The sequence below is a fragment of the Corynebacterium sp. HMSC059E07 genome, assembly GCF_001814395.1.
Taxonomy (GTDB): Bacteria; Actinomycetota; Actinomycetes; order Mycobacteriales; family Mycobacteriaceae; genus Corynebacterium; species Corynebacterium hesseae.
Genome location: NZ_KV816275.1, coordinates 12,619 through 29,405, shown reverse-complemented (window position 1 = coordinate 29,405; position 16,787 = coordinate 12,619). Strand labels below are relative to the sequence as shown.

16 protein-coding genes are annotated in these 16,787 nt (G+C 59.5%); 13 read left to right on the top strand and 3 right to left on the bottom strand.

Going from position 1 to position 16,787, the window contains the following annotated elements; all coding sequences use genetic code 11:
• Window positions 1-35 precede the first annotated feature (35 nt).
• The 5 genes from HMPREF2967_RS01475 to HMPREF2967_RS01455 all read left to right on the top strand — a co-directional run bounded on the left by HMPREF2967_RS01475 (window position 36) and on the right by HMPREF2967_RS01455 (window position 4,364).
• Window positions 36-1,310 (top strand): hypothetical protein, encoded by a 1,275-nt coding sequence (locus HMPREF2967_RS01475; protein ID WP_070684680.1) that lies wholly within the window; start codon window positions 36-38, stop codon window positions 1,308-1,310.
• Window positions 1,311-1,340: 30 nt separating this feature from the next.
• The gene (locus tag HMPREF2967_RS01470) at window positions 1,341-1,913 is read left to right on the top strand and encodes a hypothetical protein (RefSeq protein ID WP_070523482.1); all 573 of its coding nucleotides are present in this window, start codon (window positions 1,341-1,343) and stop codon (window positions 1,911-1,913) included.
• A 3-nt stretch (window positions 1,914-1,916) separates the two neighbouring features.
• Entirely contained in the window at window positions 1,917-2,498 is a 582-nt protein-coding gene (locus tag HMPREF2967_RS01465; protein ID WP_070684066.1) for a hypothetical protein, read from the top strand.
• A gap of 209 nt (window positions 2,499-2,707) precedes the next feature.
• Window positions 2,708-3,961 (top strand): ATP-binding protein, encoded by a 1,254-nt coding sequence (locus tag HMPREF2967_RS01460; RefSeq protein ID WP_070684763.1) that lies wholly within the window; start codon window positions 2,708-2,710, stop codon window positions 3,959-3,961.
• 55 nt (window positions 3,962-4,016) lie between these two features.
• Window positions 4,017-4,364, top strand: coding sequence for a DUF2200 domain-containing protein (locus tag HMPREF2967_RS01455; protein WP_070684678.1), 348 nt, complete (start codon window positions 4,017-4,019; stop codon window positions 4,362-4,364).
• Between the two features lie 34 nt (window positions 4,365-4,398).
• On the opposite strand, the gene HMPREF2967_RS01450 is transcribed toward HMPREF2967_RS01455, so the two are convergent.
• On the bottom strand, window positions 4,399-4,629 hold the full coding sequence (locus HMPREF2967_RS01450; protein WP_070597191.1) for a hypothetical protein: 231 nt from the start codon (window positions 4,627-4,629) through the stop codon (window positions 4,399-4,401).
• 1 nt (window position 4,630) lies between these two features.
• Complete coding sequence (locus HMPREF2967_RS01445) at window positions 4,631-5,209, bottom strand: nucleotidyltransferase family protein (RefSeq protein ID WP_232770571.1); 579 nt, start codon at window positions 5,207-5,209, stop codon at window positions 4,631-4,633.
• 466 nt (window positions 5,210-5,675) lie between these two features.
• Between HMPREF2967_RS01445 and HMPREF2967_RS01440 the strand changes: the two genes are divergently transcribed.
• From HMPREF2967_RS01440 to HMPREF2967_RS01405, 8 genes are all read left to right on the top strand, one after another.
• On the top strand, window positions 5,676-6,638 hold the full coding sequence (locus tag HMPREF2967_RS01440) for a DUF2891 family protein (RefSeq protein ID WP_070684674.1): 963 nt from the start codon (window positions 5,676-5,678) through the stop codon (window positions 6,636-6,638).
• 156 nt (window positions 6,639-6,794) lie between these two features.
• The gene (locus HMPREF2967_RS13360) at window positions 6,795-7,793 is read left to right on the top strand and encodes a sortase family protein (RefSeq protein ID WP_232770570.1); all 999 of its coding nucleotides are present in this window, start codon (window positions 6,795-6,797) and stop codon (window positions 7,791-7,793) included.
• Window positions 7,794-8,089: 296 nt separating this feature from the next.
• A complete protein-coding gene (locus tag HMPREF2967_RS01430; RefSeq protein ID WP_070684672.1) occupies window positions 8,090-8,827 on the top strand; it encodes a hypothetical protein in 738 nt (245 codons plus the stop codon).
• A 419-nt stretch (window positions 8,828-9,246) separates the two neighbouring features.
• Window positions 9,247-9,612 carry a hypothetical protein gene (locus HMPREF2967_RS01425; RefSeq protein WP_070684670.1) on the top strand — a complete coding sequence of 122 codons (366 nt, stop codon included), beginning with the start codon at window positions 9,247-9,249 and terminating at the stop codon, window positions 9,610-9,612.
• 223 nt (window positions 9,613-9,835) lie between these two features.
• Complete coding sequence (locus HMPREF2967_RS01420; RefSeq protein WP_070684667.1) at window positions 9,836-10,597, top strand: 5-oxoprolinase subunit PxpA; 762 nt, start codon at window positions 9,836-9,838, stop codon at window positions 10,595-10,597.
• The gene (locus HMPREF2967_RS01415) at window positions 10,597-12,144 is read left to right on the top strand and encodes a 5-oxoprolinase subunit B/C family protein (protein WP_070684665.1); all 1,548 of its coding nucleotides are present in this window, start codon (window positions 10,597-10,599) and stop codon (window positions 12,142-12,144) included. The genes HMPREF2967_RS01420 and HMPREF2967_RS01415 overlap by 1 nt, the downstream gene beginning before the upstream one ends.
• A gap of 24 nt (window positions 12,145-12,168) precedes the next feature.
• Window positions 12,169-13,947 carry an acetyl/propionyl/methylcrotonyl-CoA carboxylase subunit alpha gene (locus HMPREF2967_RS01410; protein ID WP_070684663.1) on the top strand — a complete coding sequence of 593 codons (1,779 nt, stop codon included), beginning with the start codon at window positions 12,169-12,171 and terminating at the stop codon, window positions 13,945-13,947.
• Window positions 13,948-13,969: 22 nt separating this feature from the next.
• On the top strand, window positions 13,970-14,569 hold the full coding sequence (locus tag HMPREF2967_RS01405) for a GntR family transcriptional regulator (protein ID WP_070523521.1): 600 nt from the start codon (window positions 13,970-13,972) through the stop codon (window positions 14,567-14,569).
• 94 nt (window positions 14,570-14,663) lie between these two features.
• Here HMPREF2967_RS01405 and HMPREF2967_RS01400 read toward each other — a convergent pair whose 3' ends face one another.
• Entirely contained in the window at window positions 14,664-16,715 is a 2,052-nt protein-coding gene (locus tag HMPREF2967_RS01400) for a KAP family P-loop NTPase fold protein (protein ID WP_070684661.1), read from the bottom strand.
• Window positions 16,716-16,787: the final 72 nt, after the last annotated feature.

Here is a 16,787-nt window from a genome sequence, read left to right as displayed (position 1 = left end):
ACTTTCGCTTAATAAAATATAAGGACGGTACACAGGTGCTCTCAAAGGGACTGCGCGCGCTTGCACCACTGGTGGCAACCGCGGCATTAATTACCCCCTCGGCACAGGCGGCCAACATTCCGCCCATGCCACAGGCCTACCCCATCACCAACCTCTACAAGAGCTGCAGCGCAGCAGGTGAAGACAACGCCACTCCCGAGTGGCACTTCGCAGAGACCGGCCGCCGCTACTTGAGCGACGGCACCCTGCAGTTTAAGAACACCACGAACCAGGAGGTGCCGTACACCGCCTCCGTGGAAACGGGCACCAACCACAAGATTGAGGCCAACTCCAAGGCCGCTATGCCTTCCGGCTGGGACACCACCGCCAAGTCCGACATCGGGCTGAAGCTGAGCAACGGCTGGCAGGAGAAGGAAACCTTCGGCCCCGTCACCTTGAAGCCGGGCGAATCCTTCCGCGTGGAATACGGCGTGGTGGAAAAGGACTTCATCTCCATGTTCGTCGGCTGCAACGATGACCGCCTGGAGAACATGCCCGGCGCCAACGTCATCCGCGGCAAGGGCCCGGCTGAGCGCTATGCCTTTGCCTACATCATCAAGGCGGATGGTTCGATTTCGGACCTCGCCATGGAGATTCCTTCCCGCTCCCCGGGCGCGAACTCCAAGCCCATCGAGGGCAACTACACCTCCGTGTCCGGCCCCAGCCTGGAGAAGATTGCGGACCCAAAGAAGGATGAAATCATGCAGCCTTCCGAGGACCTGCAGCGCGACCCGTCCTGGCCCAAGGAAGGCGATACCTGCGAAGGCCGCGATAGCTCCTGGTACCCGCTGGACATCACTGCGGTGAAGCCGACCTTCCGCAAGCCGGGCTACTCCACAGACTTCCTCAACTGGTCCAAGGGTGACTATGAGTACGCGCCGGTCACCGATTTCGTCGTCGGCGCCGAGCACGCACCGTACACCAACTGGCAGGGCAACCGCGGCGATATCCCGAAGGGCTGGCTGGAATCCGTCGGCGCGGTCAAGCGCGCTTACATGCCGGTGGGAACCGAGCTCGAGCACATCGACCTGGCCCCTGGTGAGCGCGTCCGCGTGGAGTACGGCACCACCATGACCCGCATCAACTACCGCGAAATCCACTGCGGTAAGGACGGAAAGTACAGCCTGACCTCCAACTACAAGCAGACCACCGCTCCCAGCGGTTTCTGGGCGGAGGCCACCATCACGGGCAAGGACGGCTCCACCCGCACCGAGGACGTCACCCCGGACGAGTACCGCGAACTCCCAGTCCCGACCCAGACCATCTACTAATCACCCTTTACTTCCCAAGGAGAATTCACCATGTTCAAGACCAAGATTGCTTCCACCACCGCTGCCGTGGCCATCGCTTGCGGCCTGATCGCTACCCCGGCCGCTAACGCCCTCCCGGCACGTGACCTGGGCCCGGCCAACCCGACCACCATCGGTGAGCACTGCACCAACCCGGGTGACACCGGTCAGACCGTTAAGATCAAGCGCACCTACTTCGACGGCTCCGCCGGCTCCTGGACCGTGTCCAACTACAACGACGAGCCGCTGCCGGTCACCCGCTCCATCAAGGAAACCAAGACCAAGACCTGGAACGTTTCCGCCGGCGTTGACTTCAAGCTTCTGGATCTGATCAACTTCACCTTCTCCTCCAGCTACACCGACTCCCAGTCCTACGAGGTGGGCGAGCAGGTCGGCCCGTACAACATTGCTCCGGGCAAGACCGCCGTCATGCGCGCCGGCTGGGTTGTCTCCGACTTCGAGGGTCAGAAGACCATCTGCGGTTCCGATAACACCTGGCAGGCCAACGGTGGCACCTTCACCGCTACCCTGCCGAAGGAGCGCCACGTGGAGGTCTCCACCCGCGACAACAACGATTGGGGCTAAGACGTGCTGAAGAAGTCCATCGCGAGCGCCTTCGCCGCGCTCAGCCTATTGGCGGCCGCTCCTGTGGCCCACGCCGCTGACTTCGGCGGGGACTTCGAGCTGCCGCAGCGCTGGAATGATGATTTCAAGCCGGGCACGCACTGCTCGACGCCCGGTGAGAACGGCACCTACGTCACCGCCACCCGCCGGTGGTTCAAGCAGACCGACGCCGCCAGTGTGGCCAACCGCAATGATGAGCCCGTGCCTGTCAGCCACACCGTGACCCAGGCCCGCACGCAGACCATCGAGGTCTCCGGTTCCATCAAGGGCGAGGGCGAACTGGCCAAGGTTCTGACCCAGACCTACGGTTTCAACTACGTGCACGAGCAGCACTGGAAGCTAAACCAGGAGGTTGGCCCGTACACGCTGCCGGCAAACTCCCAGGGCAAGCTGGTGTGGGGCTTTACCATGCTCGACACCGACGGCCAGGACGTGCGTTGCAACACCGACCAGGAATGGGAGGCCGTGGGCAAGCCCTACTCCGCCACCGTTCCGGAGGCGCGCTACTCCGAGCTGCAGCTTGGCGACGCCCCCGTCTGGGACTAGCCCTCCTCCTCAGGCCTCACAGAAGAGGGCACCCCAAGCCGTTTCACGACGGCTGCGGGTGCCCTCTTTTTGGCGTTCCACAGCGTGATCAAACGGCAGCGCGAGCATTGCAGAACGGCAATGAGAACCTTGCAGAACCGCAACGAGAGCATTGCAGAACCGCAATGAACATCTTGCAGAACCGCAACACCGCAGGTAGATTGACGGCCATGACTCATTCTTTTCTGCATAGAAACGCACTAGAACTGGCGGAAGAAGTTCTGTCAGATACACCTGTGCTGACTATTTCCGGCGCACGCCAAGTAGGAAAGAGCACCCTTGTCCATCAATTACTCGAAGGTAGGGAACATAGATTCATTAACCTTGATGAGAGCGCTTCGCTGGTATCTGCGAAAGCAGATCCAGACGGCTTTGTCAGACAGCTCCCCGAAGGGACACTAGCCATAGATGAAATTCAGCGCGCACCAGAGCTGTTTCGCGCGATTAAAGGCGCACTCGAAGAAGATCGACGGCCGGGTCGTTTTATCCTTACCGGATCATCCAACCTCCTCAGTCTCACAGGAGCTGAAGAATCTCTCGCTGGCCGCGCAGAAACTATTCGCCTTCACGGCCTCAGCGTGGGCGAACGTTTAGGTATCCACGAAGACTTTGCAGGCCGAATGTGGTCATTAAAAGATGCAAGCGTACAACCCGCATCCGCCCTTTCCCGGGCTGACTACTTCCAGCTCTTCTGCACGCCGAGTTTTCCAGGACTTAGGGATTCTAGTCGGCGACGGCAACACCGGTGGTTCGATGCTTATATTGAGCGAGTCTTGTCAAAAGACGCTGCCGAGCTCTACGGCATTCAATTCCCTGACCGCTTACACAATCTTCTCGCCAAGTTTGCTGCACAAGGCACCGCGGAACTTGTAGCGGCGCACATTGGGCGTGCACTCGACATTCCCGAACGCTCAGTCCCTACCTATGTAGCTGCTCTGAATGATGTCTTCTTGATTAACCAATTACCATCATGGGGAACAAATCTTGAGAAGCGAGCTATCTCTAAGCCTAAGGTCTTCCTCTCGGATACCGCACTGGTCACAAGTCTGGCAGGCCTCGAGCCAGAGGCATTGGAGATGAACATTTCCAGCACGCTTAGCGGCGGCATCTGCGAAGCCTTTGTTGCCAACGAGCTTCTGAAGCAGAAAGCATGGTCATCAGTTGATTATCGCCTCTTCCACTTTCGGACTTCTACTGGCAAAGAGGTTGACCTTGTGCTGGAATCACGATCCCGGGACGTTGTTGGCGTGGAGGTCAAAGCCGCAATGTCGATCCAGCCGAAGGACTTTGCTGGCCTGCGCTATCTTCAGCAGGTAGCTGGTGATTCTTTCCGCGCAGGAATTGTCTTGTACACAGGCAAGGACGTCTTGCCGATGGGTGAAAACCTCTGGGCAATGCCAATCTCGACGCTCTGGCACGGCTAAACCGCGACAACGAACGGCCGCCGCGCGCCATGAGGCCCACCGATATACTGCGCCCATGTCTCAACGCATCTTTTCCGTTCCCTTCGCCGATATTTATCCGCACTACGTTAAGAAGGTAGAGCGCAAAGGCAGGACTGTCAGCGAGCTTCACGAAGTCATCACTTGGCTTACCGGCTACTCGGTTGAGGAGCTGGAACGGGTCCGGAAGCAAAAGGTCACCCTCGAGGACTTCTTCGAGCAGGCCCCGCACCTGAACCCATCCCGCTCCCTCATCACCGGCAGCATCTGCGGGCACCGTGTCCAGGACATCGAGGACCCGCTGATGCAAAATATTCGGTACATGGACAAGCTCGTTGACGAGCTAGCCAAAGGAAAAGCCATGGAGAAAATCCTTCGCGGCTAGCCTTCGCTAACTACGCTATTCAAAGCTTCAAGCTTTAAGCCACAAAGGGATACGGCGGCGCGGTCTTCTCACGGAAGAAGTAGCGCGCGTGCGTGTGTCGAACGGACTCTAGGCTTTCAGCGCCAATGGCAACGAGCTCAACGTCTGGGTCATCGTTGATTTGATCGAGGTCGTGACGGGCAAGAGTTGCCGCAGTTAGGGATTCAAACTCCGTGACATTCAGTGCACCCGTCGGACGGTGATACTTAATAAGAAAAGCCGGCATACTATTTACTCCCTTCCGACTCGTTTTCTGTCCGTCTCCGGTCGAGCTCACTAATTAGCCTATCCAACATCCTAGAAGTCCTTTGCCGCAATGGCCGGGCTTCACGCAACTCCACCGTTTCCACTGGGCGCTCGGCAAACGGAGAAGAGAGCACATCGAAGTATTTTTCTACTCTATGCACCACTTCTGAAAGCTCATGCAACGAGCGAACCTGGGTCTCAAATTGCAACGGTACGTGCTCTCCGAGCTCAAGGTATCGGATGCCGCGACCGTACAAGTCACCAGCAAGTTCATAAAGGTTAGCCCATCGTGACTGGAGCGCCGTCCGGAGCTGAAACTCAGCCCGGCCTGCCGGAGAGTAAATATGTAAATGGATCGCCCTATACCCAGAGTGCGGCTTTTCTCTCATGTCCTGAATTTTGACGCGGTCGGCTCCCCTTTCTTCGAAGTCCTGAGCAAGTAACTCCGCCAGCCTTGATTGTTCAGAGAGCGTCACATCAAAGTCCATTCGCACTCCTGAAAAATCTTGGATGCTCTCTAGCGGGAAGCTCGGCATTCTCCGCAGTTTCTCAATGAGCACCTGCCGAGTCTTGACCCGCGAACCTATAAGGAATCGTGTCGAGTCCGGTTCCACAACGGAATCTGTCGAGCGCTCCAGCGGCACGCTCAGTTCATTCAGTGTCGACGCTGCCAAGGACTCAAGATGGTCACAAAGAGCAGACTGATGTATGAGTATGCGCCGATATAACTCTTCATCGATCTCTTGCCCGGTGCGCAACGCACTACCTATTCGATGCACTTGTCTCTTACTAAATGTCGTTGGCTTGTTTTTCCAAGAACTTCACAGTTCCCCCTTTTTCGATAGTGGCAACCCCCAAAGGCGAAGAGCATTGCCAGCGATTTCAGACACCCACACATCCCCACCCCTTGGATGCCTGCCCTAAAGACTACGAGGGCGACCGGACACCAACACCACATTTTCGGATATATGTTCGACGTTTGCGCTGAAACGCACATCCCACCTTCAGCTTTGCCATACTTGACGCATGACCACGCTAGAAACTTGTGCCAGCGCCTGGGCGGAAGCAATTGTGGCCGCACTCGAGCGCGAATTCCCCGCCGCGATGCACCACACGAGCGCTTCCACAGAAGACTGCGACGTGCGCCCGCGCGAGCTACACCCCAGTTTTTACGGTTGTTTCGACTGGCACTCCAGCGTCCACATGCAGTACTCAGGCGCGCTACTAAACAAGATTCTCGGGCCCGAGTCTCCGAAAGAACTTGCCGCGCTTCTCGACGATCGCCTCAGCACAGAAGCCCTCACCGACGAATACAACTACCTTGTCGATCATCCCGGGTATGAGATGCCCTATGGGCGCGCTTGGCTGCTGCAGCTAGCCTCTGTCCGCCCCAGCGAAGCGATGAACAAGCTCGTTGAGCTAACCGCACAGCACTGCCACGACTGGCTTGAATCACTCAACCAACCGGTGCGCCACGGCATGCATTCCAATACAGCCTTCAACCTTTTCCTCATCCTCGAGGCCTCGGAGAAACTCGGACTGGATTCGCTGGCGAGTTCGGTGCGCGAGGCCGCTGTCCGCCTTTTCCGCGACGACCACAACTACCCGCTGGAGTGGGAGCTGTCCGGGCACGATTTCCTATCCAACGGGCTATCGGAGGCTCTGCTCATGTCGCGCGTGCTACCGGACTTCCCACACTGGTTCGACGGCTTTCTTCCCCACCGCAACGAAGCGCTGGAATCTCTCACACAAATCCCAGAGGTGCTCGATCCAACCGACGGCCGCCTGGCCCACCTCTACGGCCTGGCGCTGACCAGAGCATGGATGCTCGTTGAACTCGCCGAGCATTTCGATGCCTCCGTCCTACCACGCGCCCAAGCACTAGCAGCCAGTGCGCAACCGCAGCTTGTCGACGGCCACTTCATGTCCACCCACTGGCTCATCACCTACGCGCTACGCTTTCAGTTCGCCGTTGATGCAAGACATTAGCCACAAATAAGGCTTCCCTCATCACCAGCCATCCAGGCCGAGAGTTCAGGCCGGCAAGCCAAGACTGCCCCTGCAGCCATAGTGAGCGCATACGGAATAGTTACTTAGCGAGTAGTACTGTAACTTTCTAATTATCGTTCTCTTCAGGAGCTCACTATGGATTCTCGCTACTCGGCACAGCGCGACAACTACCGCCTGCCAGAAGAAGGAATCCGTATTGATCTGCGCGCCGAGCGTGCCCGCCAGAAGGGCTCTACTCACGACCGCGAGAGCACTGCCCCTGAGCGCCCTTCCTACCGCCCGCGACGCCGCCCCAGCCAAGAACGCCTAGCTTCGTCCCCGTCGACAACTTCCCCTTCCCGTCGATCCGCTTCAACGTCGGCGCCTGCCCAACAAACGCCATCCCAACAAGCGCCGACCCGAACGACACCGAAGCAAACAACAAAGACTGCACCACGACGCCAAGCATCGCGCCCGCGAACACCCATCAGCCGTCGCGGGTTGGGAGTTCTCCTTATTTTGGCGATGGTTCTCGTCGGCATCGTCGCCGCGCTCCAGTTCAATAAGGAGCCAGACGCGCCCGCGCCACAACCAACCGATGTGGTTGCGGAACCCGCCGCCGTCATCGAGCCCTCCCCAGCGGTGGAGATGTACATCCCGACAATTGATGTGCGCGCAGAGTTTGAAGAAGGCTCCTGTCGAATCAAAGACAATAAGATCAACCCCGACTCGATGAATAAGGCTTGTACCTACACCGCGGAGGATAAACCCTATTCGCTCCCTGGTACGGATGCGCAGGACGTCGTGGTGGTCGCCGGACATACCGGTGCGGGAGTACCAGCGGTGTTCAATAACCTCTATGACGGTAGCGCCGACGAGCACAAAGCCTCTGTGGGCGACAAGTTGTACCTGCGCACACAGAACTCCGGCGAGCAATGGCTGGTATACACCGCAACAGATCTGCACGATCCGTCGAAGGACGGCCTTGAGCAGGACGAGAGCATCTGGGGCACCGATGCCCAACCCGGTCGCCTTCTCACTATCAGCTGCATCCAGCCGGCCAACCCTTTGGCTGCTGCGGTGCGCAATGCCGTGGTGGGATGGCAGTTTGAGGGCGTAACCGAAGCTCCTGACCCCGCCGCAGAACAGAGCTAAGCCTGGTGCAGCATCCCCCGTTCAGGGGGATTTCCGCCACTACGCGCAGTTATCGAACATTTTCGCAGCTCAACAGACAACACCGTTCTTATCCTTGCAGGTTAACACGCCTTGTAGCGCCGCCCGTGAGGACCTCAACCCACCGAACATGCCACCCGTTTGGCACGAAAAGCATCCGCCATGTTACGGAGCGAAATTTCGAAACCCTTGTGATTAATGTGAAAGTTGTGGCTATTGTGGTTCACGTCGGGTTGAATCCCTCTCACATACCTCACAAACCCCGCAAGGAGAAGCTTATGAAGCGCATCAACCGCACCCTGACCGCAGCCGTTCTGGCTGGCTCCCTCGCACTGGGCGGCACCGCCGTTGCCTCCGCCCAGATTCCGGCTCCGGCTGAACTCACGGTCGATGGCGTCACCTACCAGAAGCAGGCCGACGGTAGCTACCAGCACCGCAACGAGAACGGCGAGCTGGACGGAACCACCAAACTGACCGCAGAGCAGGCACAGTGGGCTTGGGAGCAGCAGCAGGCTCAGCAGGATGCCGACGCGCCGACCACCACCAGCGTGATGGCCCCGGACATGGACATGACAGCCACCGGCGAGGCTACCGCTCCGTCTTCCGTTGACTACCCGATCAACGGCGAGTCCGAGGCTGAGCCGACCAGCGCCGAGTTCGACAAGAAGCAGCTGGCTTGGCTGGCTTTGCCGGCCGCCCTCATCATCGGTGGCGTGACCTGGTACCTGGCCAAGGACGGCAAGACCTACGTGAAGTCCGAAGAGGCAGCTCAGAAGGACGCTCCTTCCGCTGAGGAGAAGGCCGCTTCCGAGAAGATGCTGCAGGAGAACAAGGACGAGGTCATCGCCCAGGGCGGCAAGGTTGCTGAAGGCACCGCCGCACAGACCCCAGCACAGTCCCGCGGTATCTCCGCTGAGACCGGTTCCAACACCGTTGCTCGCGGCCTCGCCGCACTGGCAATCGCAGCGATGATCGCCGCTGGCGCTGTCGTTGCTCGCCGCAAGCTCTTCATCTAAGAGGTTTAAGGCCTAGGGCCAACAGGCAACCCATCCGCGTCTCCCCCTCTCCCTACCGGGGGTGGAGAGACGCGGCTTTTGCGGTTTTATGCGCCCGTTGGGCCACCACTTTTCTGGCCGCACCCCTTGGAGGAAGTTAAAAGATTCAATAGATGAACTAGCACGCAAGCAAGCCCCACAACCCGAACCACGCAGGAAGTTTCATCCCACCACCACAAGGCTCGGCGCCACTCGACGAGCCAGCGCACCCTGACACAACCATGAAAATTTGCGTGGAGTAGCTTAAAAATTGGAAATAGTTTGACCTACCTCACTTTTTCTTGGTTAGTATGTGGGAAGTCGACATCAGTTAACGGTGACAACATCGTCTGATACGGCGTTGACCAAACTTTCCCGATCTAACCCCAGGAGTAAGAAACATGAAGCGCATTTCCCGCAACCTCACCGCCGCAGCCCTGGCCGGCGCCCTCGCACTCGCAGGCGTCACCGCCGCCAACGCTGAAGACACCACTGGCCAGAGCACCAACGCCACCTCCAGCACCGGCACCGAAGGCGATAACGGCAGCAGCAACCAGGGCGGCGACGCCGGCAGCAGCGACGAAGGCAAGGGCGACCAGAGCAGCGAGGATCAGAGCTCTTCCAACGACATCAAGGGCAAGCTCTCCTCCGAGGACGGCAAGCCAACCGGCTTGGGCATCGCCGTCATCGTCCTCGGCGTCGTAGGCGCGCTGGCCGCAGCTGCACCGGCCGCAGCACAGGCACTGGGAGTCAACCTCCCGTTCTAATCTGATTCCTGCACCATCGAGCTTCAAACGCGAAGCTCTTAGCAGCGCCGGCCCACCGGCGCGAGGCAGCCGCACCCCCATCACCGTCGTGATGGGGGTGTTTTCACGTCCCGCCCATCCACAGATACGGGACACACTTCACAAACCTACGTGATGCGGGCTACACTAGGCACCCATAGATTGTTCAACAATTCGGGAACTATAGAAGAGGTGTCCTCCTGTTATGAGCGCGCTGCACATAGACCTCAACGCTGACCTCGGCGAAACCACCGCCGGCAACCCCGTGGCCGATGACGCCGCGATGCTCCAGCTCGTCTCCTCCGCCAACGTCGCCACCGGCTTCCACGCCGGCGACCCGCACTCCATCGCGGGCACCCTCAAGGCGGCCGCAGAAGCGGGAGTCACCGTCGGCGCACACGTTGGATACAACGACCCAGCAGCATTCGGGCGCCGCTTCATCGATTACGCACCTGCCGAGCTTGCCGACGAAGTCACTTACCAAATCGGCGCCCTCCAGGCCCTGGCCCAGGCCAACGGCACCCAGGTGGCCTACGTCAAGCCGCACGGCGCGATGTACAACACCATCGTCCACCACGAGGCCCAGGCCCACGCGGTTATCGACGGCATCAAGGCCTTCGGCGACCTCCCCGTCATGCTGCTGCCCGGCGGCATCGCCGTCGACATCGCCGAAAAGAAGGGACTCACCGTCATCCGCGAGGCCTTCGCTGACCGCAACTACAACCCCGATGGCACGCTCGTCTCACGGCGAGAGGCGAATGCGGTGATGGGTGATGAGGGGGACGTCGTCAAGCGCGTGCTCGAAGTCGCTGAGACCGGATCCATCACCGCCGTCGACGGCTCCGTGCTCAACGTGGACGCCCAGTCGGTGTGCACACACGGTGATTCGCCCGGCGCGGTACAGCTGCTGCGCGGTGTGGTCAAGGAACTGCAGGCGCGCGGAATTGAGATTCGGAGCGCCATCTGATGCATATTCACCCCGTAGGAACGCGCGCGCTGCTCATAGAGCTGGAGGACTTGTCGCAGGTCATGGCGTGGCACGCGGCACTCGACGCCAATCCGCTCAAGGATCAAGTCGATGCCATTGCTGCAGCCACCACCTTGCTGCTGACCTTTGCCACGCCGAATTCCGCCGCCGCAGCCTCTGAGAAGCTGCAGGATTTCCGCCCCACCGCGCAGGCGGGCGAGGATCCACGCTTTGTGGAGATCGACGTCCTCTATGACGGCGAGGACCTCGACGAGGCCGCCGAGTTGATGGGCATGTCGCGCGAAGGCCTCATTGACTGGCACACGTCCACCGAGTGGCTCGCGGCCTTCGGTGGCTTCGCCCCCGGCTTTACCTATTGCACCCCGGCGGACCCGGCGCAGAATTTCAACATCGCGCGCCGCGCCACCCCGCGCACCGCGGTGCCGGCGGGTGCCGTCGGTATTGCTGGCGGTTTCTCCGCGGTCTATCCCAGGGTCTCCCCCGGTGGCTGGCAGCTGCTGGGTACTACCTCGACGCCGATGTGGGAATCCGATGCCCACCCGCCAGCGCTGGTGCAGCCCGGTGACCGCGTGCGCTATCGCGCGGTGAGCTCGCTGCCGGACGTGGTGTCGACCACGCCTTTCGGCCGCCGCACCCCCGCGCGCCTGCCGCGCATGGAGGTCCTCGATGCCGGTCTGCTCACGCTCTTCCAAGACCAGGGGCGCCCCGGCCGCGGCAACTTGGGTGTTACGCCCTCGGGTGCGGCGGACCTGGCGGCGGCTGCCACGGCCAACGTCGCGGTGGGCAATCCGCGCGGTGCCACCGTGCTGGAGAACATCGGTGGCATCCGTCTGCGCGCGCTGACCGACGCCGTCATGTGCGTCACCGGCGCCCAATCCCGCGTCCTGCTGGACGATATGCCGGTGCACCTCGCGCGCCCGGTGCTCGTCACCGCTGGTTCGACGGTGACCGTGGATCCCGCGACGGTGGGCCTGCGCAACTACATCGCCATCCGCGGCGGCATCGTGGCGGATGCGGAGCTGGGCTCTGCCTCGACGGACGTGCTCTCTGGGTTGGGGCCGCAGCCGGTGCGGCTGGGCGACGTCATCGGCGTCCTCCCCCGCTCCACCGCGATGACCGATGCCCAGCTGAGCAACCCGATGCGCGTTCGTGAAGGCGCGAATGGCCAGACCGAGGGCGTGCTGCGCTGCGTGCTCGGCCCGCGCGATGACTGGTTCACGCCCGAGAGCCTGGAGGCCTTCCTGGCCACCGAGTGGACCGTGACCGCGCAGTCCAACCGCGTGGGCGTGCGCCTGCTGGGTCCGGAGGGCTCCGTGGAACTAAGCCGTGCCCGCGAGGGCGAACTGCCCTCGGAGGGCATGGTCGCCGGCTCCGTCCAGGTTCCGCCGAGTGGCGAGCCGGTCATTTTCCTCCGCGATCACGCCGTGACCGGCGGCTACCCGGTCATCGCCACGGTCCTCGAAGAAGATATTGATATTGCCGCGCAGCTCCCGCCGGGGGCGACGGTCCGCTTTGAACTCGCTTAAACACTAGTAAAGGAACACCCACCCATGATTTCTGCAGTCCTTATTGCTAACCGCGGCGAGATCGCCGTCCGTATCGCCCGCACCGCGCGCGACATGGGCATCCGCTCCATCGCCATTTACTCCGAAGCCGATGCCGGCGCCCTGCACACTCAGGTGGCTGACGAAGCCTACGCGCTGCCCGGCAACTCCGCGGCGGATACCTATATGAACGTCCCCGCGCTCCTCGATATCGCCGTGCGCGCAGGTGCCGATGCCATTCACCCGGGTTACGGCTTCCTCTCGGAGAACGCCGACTTTGCCCGCGCCGTGGCCGAGGCCGGCCTGACGTGGATTGGCCCGTCGCCGGAGTCCATCGAGCTGCTCGGTGACAAGATTGCCGCGCGCCGCGTGGCCGAGGAAGTCGGTGCCCCGCTGGCACCGGGTACCTCCGATCCCATCGATGACTGGCAGGAGGCCCGCGCCTTCGCCGAGGAACACGGCCTGCCCATCGCCATCAAGGCCGCTTATGGCGGCGGCGGACGCGGCCTCAAGGTGGTGGAGAACCTCGAGGACATCGAGGCCGCCTTCAACTCCGCCGGCCGCGAAGCCAAGGAAGCTTTCGGGCGCGCGGAGTGCTACGTGGAGAAATTCCTGACCCACCCGCGCCACGTGGAGGCGCAGATTCTGGCCGATACGCACGGCAACGTCGCCGTGCTGGGCACCCGCGATTGCTCCACGCAGCGCCGCTTCCAAAAACTCATCGAGGAGGCCCCGGCGCCCGCGCTTTCCGACGAACAGCGCACCGGCATCCACGAGGGTGCCCGCGCCATCTGCGCGAAGGTGGGCTACACCGGTGCCGGCACGGTGGAGTACATTGTCTCCGAGGATGGCACGATTTCCTTCCTCGAGGTCAACACCCGTGTGCAGGTGGAGCACCCGGTGACTGAGATGGTCACGGGCGTGGACATCATTGCGGAGCAGTTCCGCATCGCTTCCGGCGAACCCCTCTCCTTCGCGTCCGATTCCACGTCTGAAGCATCCGCTTCAGACGCGTCGGACCCCAGGTCCGACGGCCACGCCTTCGAGTTCCGCATCAACGCCGAGGACATTCTCAACGGCTTCGCCCCCTGCCCGGGCACCATCGTGCGCTTCGAGCCGCCGACGGGTCCGGGAATCCGCATGGACTCCGGCGTGCGCTCCGGCTCCATCGTGCCGCCCTACTATGACTCGCTCGTGGCTAAGCTTCTGGTCTGGGGGCCGACCCGCGAGATCGCCCTGAAGCGTGCACAGCAGGCCCTCCAGGAATTCGACATCGAGGGCGTGCGCACCGTGCTGCCCTTCCACCGCGATATGGTCTCCTCCCAGGTCCTCGTGGATCACGGCGACGCCGATGCCGCAGCCGGCATTTACACCGACTGGCTCGACCACAACTACCGCCCCTCCGCGGAGGCCACGAGCGCTACCATCCCCGTCGAGGCCATCTACGCGCAGCGCACCCGCGTCGCGCTGGAGATCGACGGCAAGCTGGTCAGCGTGGGCTTCCCCACCGATATGCTGTCGCAGGGGCAGGTGAAGGGGGCGTCGGCAAGCGCGGCCTCCGGTGCCAGCGCCAGCGGCAACGAAGTGACCTGTCCTTATGAGGCCAACCTCGTGGCATGGAACGTCGAGGACGGCGAGACGGTCGAGGAAGGCCAGGCCATCGCCACGATTGAGGCCATGAAGATGGAATCCGCGGTCAAGGCTCCGTCCGCGGGCACGCTGAGCCGTGTTGCGAAGGAAGGCTCGAGGTTGGAACCGGGCGCGGTTATCGCCACGATTTCCTAAGCGGCGGGCTACTGTAAGTCGCATGCTTGCTGATTCCGTCGCGTCCGCGCTCCGCGCCGCCATCTCCGAGGGCGAGTACATGCCCGGACACCAGCTCAGCGAGGTCCGCGCGGCCGAGCGCTTCGAATGCTCCCGCAACACGCTGCGGGAGTCCTTCGCCATGCTCGCCTCCGAGCGCATCGTGGAGCGCATCCCGCACAGGGGCGTCTTCATCGCCACCCCTGACGGCGATTTCGTGCGCGATCTCTACTTGGCGCGCGCAGCCATCGAGCCGGCCGCGGCGCGCTATGCCACCTTCGAGGACCCAGGCGAGCTGGTGCGGCTGACAGAATCCGCAGTGCTTAACGACGCTCCCCGCCCCCTCATCAACCAGCGCTTCCACAAGCAGCTGGTCGCCGGTTTGGGCTCGCCGACGCTGGACCGCTCCATGTCGCACCTGCTGGCGCGCATGCGCTTGACCTTCTTGTTGACGCTGGAGCGCTACCCGCAGATTCACGATAACCACGTGCAAGCCAATATCGACTTGGCCCACCTCATTGCGCAAGGCGAGCGCGAGGCGGCCGCCGATGCCTGCCGCGCGGACTTGATGCGCGCGATGGAATCGATTCTTCGCGTTCTCTAGCTTTCACTCGCGAAATCCGTCACAGTCCCTATTACAACTGGACGATTCACGCCATTGCTAGGTGTACGGGTGAAACGTTCGGCGGCTGTTCGCTTCAGAATGGAGAGTTATCCAGAACAGAATCGTAGATGCTCTCGATATACGGAATAACCCAATTCACATGTTCTTGCGTACTGATGCCTTTTACAAGGATTGGATTGACGGCGCTCTCGAGCGTGAATCCGAATTCGACCTTACGACTGGACGCGTCAGTGAGTCTGGGAATATTCTCATCAGCTTCCAATTTTCGAATGATATCCCACCACTCGGACCCAAAAAATTGGAGTAGTTCCTCCACTGGGACTGGGCCTGGGGCTGCCTTATCCTCGCGCTCTTCATCCAAGTCGATATTTCTCCTCGAACCGAATCCAATCTGGAGGGAAGTTTTGTTTTGCCTTAGCGAAAGAAACTTCGGACGGCTACGTGTCTTTAACCCCTCAAGTTCTTCGACACTATTGGCCATGTACGCCGAATAGTCAGGCTGCTCAAGATAACCAATGGGAGCAATAATAGCTCCTCGCCTAAACGCATTTGCGTCCTCATTCCTTCTCTCCTGGATTAAACTATTCAGTGAATCCTGGAAAAGCAGGATTGGGGGCTTAGGATAGCCTTCCCCCTTATATAAACCTTGGTAAATTAGTTTTCCAGTTGTAGATCCTTCATCCACATTGCTTTCACCAGTCGAAGCTTGGTCTACATTAACAGAGGTGACAACCGTGTATTCTAGAGCGTCTTTCAGAAGGTCCCACTGAACAGAAACCTCGTCATCATCCTCGAACTCCCTTTTCAAAAGGTAGCGGAAATTAGTGAATTTGCTCCGATCATCGGGGCGAATATCCCAGCGGGGGTCGTCACTTTCGCTCACGACATTTTCTTCATTGATGAGAAGTATTCGCTCCACACTAGCCTGCGCATCCTTCGCGGCAATATTTTCAGACGTCTCTTCTTTAAAGCGGCTAAAAGTAGTAGCGTTGAGTGTCAGTTCCTGATAAGCCTTAGGATACGCAATTTCCATCGCAATCAGAAGGAAAATACGGTAGAGATGCTCGGAGTCCTCGGATACGCGGCGATGGGAAGACGTTATAATCCGCGTCAACGCATACGCATTAAACAATCGTTTAATTGCACGCGGATTAACCCCCACAGATAAATGCACCGCTTTGGTATATCGGTTTAGTAACGCCCTATCTTGAGATATTTCCGTATCGAGCTGCTCTTGAATAAGTTTGGCCGGATCATAGGCGGCCGTAGGCATATTAAACGGAACTTGGACGATTTTATCGAAAAAAGAACGCGCTTTCCATTCGCTCGAAACGTCTTCACCTGCTTCATGAAAATACCTCTGACTGATTCCGAGCTTCACTATGTCAAAATCAATAGCGAGCACAAATACAGTGTTGCTTACATCAAGAAGCACTTTGAATACTTCCAGCAATTCAACTGCAAGCTCCGGCTTGAGTCGGTCTAAATCATCGACAAAGAATACGATTTTCTCTTTACCCTGCTTTTCGCAGTACTTCTCTACAAGAGTACTAAAGCGCTGCTTTAAATCTAGGAGCTCGTCAGAGTTTGCCCTCACTTCCCCTGACTGTACGTAATTAGTCAGATCTACGCCCTGCGTCGCCCCTAGTGTAACAAAGCTAAAGCGAGCTAATTTTGTGACCGTCTGTTTAATTCCCTCCACCAGCTGATCATAATCAGAAAGTGGATTCTCCCAAGGCTTGGAGGATGCCCTAACCTCGGACCGGAACGTATCAACGATTCGTTGAAGCACCGAAAAAACGAGTGTTTCATCGGCATTAAAGAGCGAATATTGCCACGTGTTGATATAGACGACGTCAATTTTTTCTCGGTAGTCCGATTTTAGAGAGTCCATAATGCTATTTAACGCAGATGTTTTTCCGGACCCCCAGGCGCCTTGGACTGCCAACGTCATCGGCGTCACGCAGCCTCGGATAAATTCGGACAAACCTTTGTAGTAGTTAGTCAACTCGAGCTTATCCAACGACTCAATAGCGATGTCGCCTCTGGGCTGAATCGGCAGGTCGCTGACGCCATACTGTGTTTTTCTAGCGCGTTCTGCTTTCGCCCGCCCTTTTTTCGCCATGTCTACCGCCTTTGACAATCAATAACGTCCAAGATGCTCAAGGAATCGCACCGCACATGTGATGGTCTCCTT